This is a genomic window from Psychrobacter sp. JB193, assembly GCF_002285555.1.
Classification (GTDB): domain Bacteria; phylum Pseudomonadota; class Gammaproteobacteria; order Pseudomonadales; family Moraxellaceae; genus Psychrobacter; species Psychrobacter alimentarius.
Window position 1 is genome coordinate 1 of sequence record NZ_NRGY01000008.1, and the last position, 5,118, is coordinate 5,118.

Genomic DNA, 5,118 nt, shown 5'->3' on the forward strand with positions numbered 1-5,118 from the left:
TATTCGAATGGGTAAGTAAACGTATTCGAATGGGTAAGTAAACGTATTCGAATGGAGGTTTCAGACCTTTAGTAGCAAGGGATACAGAGGGCTTAAAAGCATTTAAAAGCATTTAAAAGCATTAAAAGCATTTTTTTTATTTTTTACTAATGAAAAAGACAAAAGAAAAAAGCATTAGTTACCACAAAATATTTGGATTTTTTATGCCTTCTTGGATCAGATGATTGATCAACTCTTTCTTTCTAGTTTGTTCATCAATTTATTTTTTACCTTAGTAATAAGCTATAGAAACCGCTCTATCTGTCTATAGGATTAGATTTAATAGCATTAAATATCTATTTTGATAGATACCTAGCTTTTTCATATTTAACCCTCTCTACAGCGATTCTACGGCTTTCTAGCTGCATTGCCTCATTTACTCTAGCAATTTCCTCTTGATTTAACCCTTCAGTCGCCAGTAAGTAAGGCTCAACACGTTTTTTAAGGGTGTCATAGCTCGCTTCCGCAACGCTTTTATCCAATCTAGCTTTCTCATAGTCCATTAGGATGCTGTTAGCAGCCTTCACAGTCGGTTCTATTTGCTCAATAACGGCTGCTGTGACCTTTTCCCTATACCGAGCCTTGCTTTCAAACATTTCAGGCTTAGGTGATACGGTTTCGATACTAAAATCTCTCGCGTGATTGATGTCATGGTAATACTCCTTGATGCTGGTATGCTTGGCTTTAGAGCCTTCTTTACCCCTCGTTAACCCTAAATCAGCGACCGTATTGGCAAAATCGGTTTGCATCTTGTTTAATTTAGCCCTTCCACCTAGAAAATCCTTACAGTTGAGCTTACCTCTTTGGTCAATAGGAACTACATAAGCGACTAGGTGCGGTGTGCTTATGTCCCGATGAATACTCATACTCGCAATGTTTTCTTCCCCATGCTTATCCATGAGCCACTGAGCAGATCGTTTAAAAAATTCTCCTTCTTGGCTTTTTCCCCAGCCTTCCCATTCAGGACTGGCGGTTATTAAATACTCGATACATAGCACCGCATCAGAGCGTCTTTTTTCAGGGAGCCGGTCTTTTATTGCCTGTTTGACGGCTTCAGGGGTAGCAACGCTATGATAATTTTTAGGGGTGAGGTTGGGGTCAGTATTGGGCGTTTCTATCGTTCGGTAGCTGTGTGCAAGACTGCCACCAATGTTGCCCATCGTCTTCAATTTCGCCGTCCTCAAAATTGCATAGTTCATTGCCACTTTTTCCTGATAATTAGGTGTTATTTCACTAAAGTGTACTTACTACACCATAATTTCACCCGTTACGAAAGCGTAATTTTTACGGCAAAAGGCAGTAAAAAAGGGCTGTTTTTCACTGTTTTTCAACTTGGCTGTTTACAGATTGTAAACGCATTTTTTCTTTTTAAATCAATACCTAAGAGCGATTTTGTTTGCACTTTGTATACACCTGAATTTCAATAAACCTAACAATATCAGCTATTTGGCAGTCCCTTTAGGGTGCGTAAGGTGTAGTCATTAAATTAGGTAAAAAATGACGGGTCTTTTATCTGTCGTAAAATCTGCTACAAAAAAGGGCTTATAAGAGCGTTACTTCTCGTTTTTCACTGGCATAATCTTAGGCTGGTACAAACAACTTATTCACCTAAAAAAATTATCTGTCGCTACAGATAATTCTAGTAACGGAGTGATTTATGAGCATGATCGGTGTATCAGTAGCTAGCAGTAAAAGCCTTCAGCTTGAAGCTACCCAAGAAGCCTACGATAGAGCTATCGTAAAGCTTAATTTGCTTTTGATTGACGATAAGACGCATGAGAAAGCCGTTAGGACAAAGCTGTTTGAAGTCATGGATGAAAGGAATGAGCTAGGAGATTATTCGACTTCTGAGCTGTATATTATGCAAAAAAGCATTGAAGAGATGGTTTATGACTTTCTTACTGGGTTGAACGAGCAGGCTGTCGTTGTCTAGATTAGTAAGGAGCACAGAATGACAAATCGATTTATGTGGCTGTACTTATCGCTTATATTAGGAGTACATATATAAGCGATAAGTAATACTATGAGTACGACTAATTATAATATTCGTCTTGATCAAGAATTAAAAGAAAAGGCGTTTTCGGTGCTTGAGGGCTATGGTTTAACACCTTCTCAGGCGATTAAGTTATTTTTGAATCAAGTGGCAGAAACCAATAGCGTACCGCTGTCTTTTGATTACCAGGCAATACTTAGCACTAATACACTAAAAAAATCTAGCGGCAACCATCGTAGCCAAAATAAAGATTAAACCACAAACCCCAATTGCTCGTAGAAAGAATCTTTTATCATCCATGATCAAACCCCTAATGTTTGTTTTAGTACATATACACCTTACTCCTTTCTTACTGTAAGAGTCTCGAATTATGTAACACGTGTACACTGATATGCCAAATGATTAGAGAAAAGTCGGTTTAGAGTGGTTCCTTAATAAAAGTCTAAATAGGGTAGTCTTTTAATCGTTTAGAGGTGTAATAGACTGGTTCCACTAGGGTATACCATAATTTCGCACTGAAACTGCCAGAGTACTATCGTGGAATCTGATACGCTAAAACCTAACTTGTATCGATATAATTTAATCCAAAACCTTAAAAAAATCAGTATTTAACTCTAAATTTAACTCTAATGACTCCTGATCCGTTTGTGCGGCAACGATAATACCTTCGCCAAATACAAACAAAGTGTCAGATTTCTGCTTAGCATTTTCCGCACTTATCTGTTCAAAATTATCAAGTAGCCATTTCCTAACCTCAGTTTTATGCTGCTTGGCTATTAAATGAGGTGAAGACTGTTTATCTGAATACTCTGCGCAAGCGTTGATAAACATACAACCATAAAAATCCTCTGATAACGTCCAGTTCTTGAGGAAGTTTAAGTAGCAAGTGGCAACATCTGCTACTTTCTCAATCTCAAAATCATCAAAGTCATTTTCTAATTGAGTCATAAACATCTGATGACGATATTTAAGCGCCTCCTCAATCAAGCCTTCTTTACTACCAAAATGAGCATACAAAGTCCGCTTGGTAGTCCCTGATCGCTTTGCTAGAAGCTCTACTCCACTGTCGTGAAAGCCTTGCTTATAAAAGAGCTCATAACTTTTTTGTAGAATAGTATCTCGCAATTCCATTGGTTCTGCTCCTGTTATTTTTATGCAGTGAATAACAATAATAGTATTTTTATATACTGTTCGGTATACTTGGAATGTATACCGAACAGTATATTTGTAATTATACCTTTTTATTTTTTATTTATGATAGGAGTAAGTATGCATTCATTCTTTAATTGGCATAAGTTAAGCGGTCAAGTCAACGAATGTCCGAAGAGATTACCTTCATCGATGATAGCAGTGGCTTGGCTAGGTGGCACCATTGCCACTGCAACGCTTGCTATATTAGGAAGCTCAATAGAACTTATTATGATTTTAGGATCGTTTGGCGCAAGTTGTTTACTAATATTTGCCTATCCTACTAGCCCTTTTGCCCAGCCGAGAAATGTTATAGGTGGGCATGTTATTGCGACTTTTACAGGACTGGTATTCATGACGTTATTTGGTATTCACTGGTGGAGTATGGCAACTGCTGTTGGCACTGCCATTGCGCTAATGCTGATATTTAGAATGCCTCATCCGCCTGCTGGGTCTAACCCTTTAATAGTTATGCTAGGTGCAGTAAATTGGAGTTTTTTGATAACACCCACTCTAATCGGTTCAATCGTTTTGGTAATGGTAGCGCTGATTTATAACAATTTGGGTAAAGGTAAACAGTATCCGACTTATTGGTGGTGAATTACCTGAACCGCATCGGGATTGTCTGGGACTTAACACTCTGAGAGTTAGTCTATAGTTCAATGCCTGTATACCGCGCCGATCACGAATAGAATATGTATGGCAAGTACACCATGAAGTACACTGCGGCTATTTCAGCGAGTTAAAACTTTGATACCAATAGCTTACAGCCAAAGATTCAAGTCCTCACTAGGGAACCGAACCCATCTAACACACTCATAAGACCTAGTATTCAAGATACTCTCTGATGGGACGTTTATTAAACTGTGTAGGGTCTTTTTTAAGGCGGTTAACCATTTCAAACTCCCATTCTTGCTGTGACTGCCCAGCTGGGCTAGTTGGGCTTACTAAATGATTGTATTCCGCCATAAAAGCAGGGTTACGAGCAATTCGCCCTAGCTGCTTATCATTCAATCCATCGACCGTAAACATATCTCCTGTACTAACGTCGCGCTCCTTATTAACTACATCCGTCTTAGCTTTTGGCTTTTCATAAACAGTAAAACTAAATCCTGCAATTTTGCGACCTTTTTTCTTTTGAGTGTAACTAACATTGAGATCTGATTTTTCGTTTATCTCTTCAACAGCAAGGTTTAAGACCCTTTTTTTGAAGTTGCTCATAGTTTGATATTCATCATCTTCAACTCCAAGCTGACCTCTAAATTTCTCCAATTCAAAAACAGGTGTTTTTTTGGCTTGCTTCCATTGAACCAGCAGCTCATAGAGCCTTACTGAATAATTACTATCCATTTCAGCTGTTTGTTCTAGTAAATATTTAGTAAAAAACTCTTCAGCCCCATCAATCCGAGTAATTCCTTGTACTACAGCTGGAGTAAATACAACTTCAATCGCTCCTTCGTCATCTAAATATCTAACTTGGGATAACCAACGAGATTTAACTAACTTACCTTCATCATCAACATAGCTAAAGCGTCTGTTAAATAGCGTATCTTCAGCGTCCTTCATCATTAGATAACCGTTTTGGCGAGTGGTATTAAAAACTTCAGCATATCTTTTAGCATCAATACGAAGTGGTATCTCTGCACTCAACCCTGTACCAGTTTCTCTAGCGTCTACAACGGCTAACTGCACAATGCGTATTTCTGATAGTTTTAGATTTTGTAGTACGGTGTTTAGATAGTTGGTTTTCACCACTAAATTAGATTTAGACATAATAACCTTCATAATTGAATACTTATATTTAATTGTATCTTTGAATACTTTTTTATTCAAGTATTCAAATGGTAAGTAAACGTATTCGAATGGGTAAGTAAACGTATTCGAATGGGTAAGTAAAC

6 protein-coding genes are annotated in these 5,118 nt (G+C 37.9%); 3 read left to right on the top strand and 3 right to left on the bottom strand.

Translation table 11 applies throughout. The features are described 5' to 3' along the window. Nucleotides 1-335: 335 nt before the first annotated feature. Entirely contained in the window at nt 336-1,238 is a 903-nt protein-coding gene (gene mobV / locus CIK80_RS15155) for a MobV family relaxase (protein ID WP_087040290.1), read from the bottom strand. A 458-nt stretch (nt 1,239-1,696) separates the two neighbouring features. Here mobV and CIK80_RS15160 point away from each other — a divergent pair, with 458 nt between their 5' ends. Together CIK80_RS15160 and CIK80_RS15165 are read left to right on the top strand one after the other, a co-directional pair. Further along, on the top strand, nt 1,697-1,972 hold the full coding sequence (locus CIK80_RS15160) for a hypothetical protein (protein ID WP_087040289.1): 276 nt from the start codon (nt 1,697-1,699) through the stop codon (nt 1,970-1,972). Nucleotides 1,973-2,062: 90 nt separating this feature from the next. Continuing rightward, nucleotides 2,063-2,287: a type II toxin-antitoxin system RelB/DinJ family antitoxin gene (locus CIK80_RS15165; protein ID WP_087040288.1), complete on the top strand. Its 225-nt coding sequence runs from the start codon at nt 2,063-2,065 to the stop codon at nt 2,285-2,287. Between the two features lie 324 nt (nt 2,288-2,611). On the opposite strand, the gene CIK80_RS15170 is transcribed toward CIK80_RS15165, so the two are convergent. Then, the gene (locus CIK80_RS15170) at nt 2,612-3,163 is read right to left on the bottom strand and encodes a TetR/AcrR family transcriptional regulator (RefSeq protein WP_087039982.1); all 552 of its coding nucleotides are present in this window, start codon (nt 3,161-3,163) and stop codon (nt 2,612-2,614) included. Between the two features lie 138 nt (nt 3,164-3,301). Here CIK80_RS15170 and CIK80_RS15175 point away from each other — a divergent pair, with 138 nt between their 5' ends. After that, nucleotides 3,302-3,820: an HPP family protein gene (locus CIK80_RS15175; RefSeq protein ID WP_087039981.1), complete on the top strand. Its 519-nt coding sequence runs from the start codon at nt 3,302-3,304 to the stop codon at nt 3,818-3,820. Nucleotides 3,821-4,045: 225 nt separating this feature from the next. On the opposite strand, the gene repM is transcribed toward CIK80_RS15175, so the two are convergent. Next, on the bottom strand, nt 4,046-5,118 hold a 1,073-nt coding region (gene repM / locus CIK80_RS15180), incomplete at its 5' end, for a replication initiation protein RepM (protein ID WP_306298347.1).

Coding starts and splice junctions, on each gene's coding strand:
- mobV (WP_087040290.1), bottom strand. CDS start 1,238: ATGAACTATGCAATTTTGAGGACGGCGAAATTGAAGACGATGGGCAAC.
- CIK80_RS15160 (WP_087040289.1), top strand. CDS start 1,697: ATGAGCATGATCGGTGTATCAGTAGCTAGCAGTAAAAGCCTTCAGCTT.
- CIK80_RS15165 (WP_087040288.1), top strand. CDS start 2,063: ATGAGTACGACTAATTATAATATTCGTCTTGATCAAGAATTAAAAGAA.
- CIK80_RS15170 (WP_087039982.1), bottom strand. CDS start 3,163: ATGGAATTGCGAGATACTATTCTACAAAAAAGTTATGAGCTCTTTTAT.
- CIK80_RS15175 (WP_087039981.1), top strand. CDS start 3,302: ATGCATTCATTCTTTAATTGGCATAAGTTAAGCGGTCAAGTCAACGAA.